3 protein-coding genes are annotated in these 2,683 nt (G+C 64.9%); 2 read left to right on the forward strand and 1 reads right to left on the reverse strand.

All coding sequences use genetic code 11. From position 1 onward, the window contains the following. Both AC5JLB_RS25715 and AC5JLB_RS25720 read left to right on the forward strand, forming a co-directional pair. On the forward strand, window positions 1–186 hold a 186-nt coding region (locus AC5JLB_RS25715; RefSeq protein WP_495876678.1), incomplete at its 5' end, for a hypothetical protein. A 6-nt stretch (window positions 187–192) separates the two neighbouring features. Further along, complete coding sequence (locus AC5JLB_RS25720) at window positions 193–636, forward strand: hypothetical protein (RefSeq protein ID WP_495876676.1); 444 nt, start codon at window positions 193–195, stop codon at window positions 634–636. A 1,052-nt stretch (window positions 637–1,688) separates the two neighbouring features. On the opposite strand, the gene AC5JLB_RS25725 is transcribed toward AC5JLB_RS25720, so the two are convergent. Further along, window positions 1,689–2,297 (reverse strand): hypothetical protein, encoded by a 609-nt coding sequence (locus tag AC5JLB_RS25725; RefSeq protein WP_495876677.1) that lies wholly within the window; start codon window positions 2,295–2,297, stop codon window positions 1,689–1,691. Window positions 2,298–2,683 lie beyond the last annotated feature (386 nt).

Here is a 2,683-nt window from a genome sequence, read left to right on the forward strand (position 1 = left end):
ACGGTCCGCTCTGGAGTTTGGCCTTCTGAGCCGATTAGGACGGCTCAGACATCGAAGAAGTGGCCCAAACCTGAGGAAATCGTTGCCAAGCTGCGGCGGGTGGATGGGCTCACGACCCAAGGCACGTCAGTGGCTGACGCGGTGCGGTCGATCGGAGTGAACGAGGTGGCGGTGCAAGCGCGATGAGGACGAATGATGACACCTGAGCAGTCGCTCCGGGAGAAGCTGCGCAAGATTGAGGCCTTGTTCGCAGGCGCCGCGACCGACGGGGAACGGGTTGCGGCGGGCGCCGCCGCGGACCGCATCCGCTCCCGCTTAAGCACGGCGGCTGACAAGGAGCAGGCGATCGAGGTGAAGTTCTCGATCTCCGACATGTGGTCGCGGCGGCTATTCGTCGCGCTGTGCCGCCGCTGCGGGCTTCATCCCTTCCGGTATCGCCGCATGCACCGGCAGACCATCATCATCCGAGCGCCCAAGAGCTTCGTCGAGCAGGTGCTGTGGCCCGAGTTCGAAGAGCTGAGCGCTGCCCTGTCCGCGTATCTGTCCGAGATCACGGAAAGGGTCATTCGGGACGAAGTGCACAGTGAGACCGGCGAGGCGGATGAGGTCAACGAGCCACGCCGGATCGGCCGATGACACGGCTGCGGTGCCGACAAAGGACACGACGAAGGCCGCTCTTCTCTCCTGCGACGCGGATTTCAGCTCAATTTGGGCGACCCGGCCGGTTTCGAGCCACGCCCCTACGCGGGGGGCGCCACGGCTTCGTCGAAGAGGTCCCCATCTGGCCATGTCAGACTAAACTACCCTGATAGGTTCAGGGTGCGGTTGGTCGGCGGGTCTCGTGGCGCTCCTCTTGGCTTTGAGCCAAGTGACGTTGATTGATTTGCCGAAGAGATGAGGAGCCAGGCGAGAGGGACCGATCTCTCCTGATTGCTCTGACAGTGCCTGCCGATGTGCGGCCCCGTTGCATCGAATCCCCACGGACAGCCGCTGGGCTCAGGACATCGAGAGGTAGTCGGCGGAGACGTAGCCCGTGATCCCGGGCGCGGCGGAGAGCGACACCCTGCACCAGAGCTGGCCAAGTTCGGTCACGCAGTCGCGGCGCTCGAGCAGGGTCCCGTCCGGCAGGTCCAGGACGATGCGGTAGCCCAGCCCCGGGGCCGGCTCGCAGCTTCACGAGCTCCTCCGGCCCTGCCCCTTCGACCACGGCCCGATCGGAGCTGCCGCCGCTGCAGCCGGCCAGCACCGCAAGAGCCACAAGAACGGGAAAGCCGTGCCGGCGCATGGTGTGACCTCGGTTCATGCCGACGAGGGTAGCAGGCCCCCTGCGCCGCTCAAGTCACTGCTCTTCAGGAGCACCCGGCCGCGAACATCGGCCCGAACCTCTGCCACCCGAAGCGCCCCCTCATATGACTCACCTCGATCCCGCACTCGTGCATCAGATCCTCCACGTTCCGGAAGGAAAGCAAAAAGCGGATGTACAACATTACCGCCAGCCGGATCACTTCCTGGCTGGTGCGATGGTACCAGAACGGCATGCGGGGAGGGTAGCGAGCCCCTACCCCGCTCAAGCTGCATCGCACTTAAACTGCCCAAGTGAGAGAAGCGTCGAGCCCACCAGGCCCAAGCCATCTAGTTCTAGGTTCGCCTGACACGTCGATTGCCGGTTCGCTGGTCAGACACCCATGCTATTCAACGACGGCGTTTCCTGATCCCACGTCCTGCCCCTCCTCACCCTCGGCCGCCGGATCTTCGTCCTGCAGGTCGACCTCAGGCTGAGATGCGCCGCGCGAGACGCTGATCACCTCCGACGCGGGCGAGTCAGCGGCGTCGGCACACGCCGCCATGATACGATCCACGGCGATCTCAAGACTTTGTCCGGCTCCGCTGTCCACCTGCGTTGCCGCATTCGCCGAAGCCTCGCCGCTACCCATTTCGGAGTCCGGCGACCCTTCGTTGCCTCTCGTCGCTTCTCCCAGCGAGACATCACCGCCTTCGGTCTGCTCCCCGGCACCTGAGCCCGTGCCAGCGGTTCCGGTGCTGTCCGCAGCTTCCATGTCTGTTCCCGCTGGTCCTGCAGCCGCAAGGGTTGCTCGCTGACCATCGCGGTATCCAGCTATGTAGTGGATGACATCGGCCGCGGCTCCAGTGTCCAAGCCGACGAGGTCCGCGCATGTCATTGCGAGCACATCCGTCGGGACGGCCCCAGATGCCGGGGCATCCTGCGCCGAAAGGGGCGCCGCGCAGAGCGTCGACACCGACGAGAGTGCAAGCCCCATGATCCTTAGATTTTTCATCACTGCCTCCCAGCAAACTTTCACCTCTGGAATCAACGGCAGCCCCCAAGGTTCCCGCACGTCCCGGACGGTGCTGCCGGTCGGACGCGATCAGTTCGGCGCCTGCGGCTGACAATCGCAACGTGCCGGGCCCGCGGTCTCCGGCGCAGCACCCGGCTCCAAGCCCTGCCTGAGGCCGGATCCCTTTAATAATACCCTCATGTTGACCAGGACCAGATCCACCGTTTCACCACGTTCCGACGCATGGGATTACGTGCCGGAGGTGGGCGCCGCTGGTCCCGCTGCCGTTTCACACCACGACGAAGTCATCTGCCCCGAGACTCAGCCCAGTGGCGAGCCCGCCCGCGGCGAGTGTCAGGCCTGCGGCCGATCCGGTCCGGAGCAGC

Source organism: Myxacorys chilensis, from assembly GCF_059505265.1.

What these genes read in the sequence shown, in the direction of transcription:
- AC5JLB_RS25725 (WP_495876677.1), bottom strand. Translation starts at nt 2,297, where the DNA reads ATGAAAAATCTAAGGATCATGGGGCTTGCACTCTCGTCGGTGTCGACG.
- AC5JLB_RS25720 (WP_495876676.1), top strand. Translation starts at nt 193, where the DNA reads ATGATGACACCTGAGCAGTCGCTCCGGGAGAAGCTGCGCAAGATTGAG.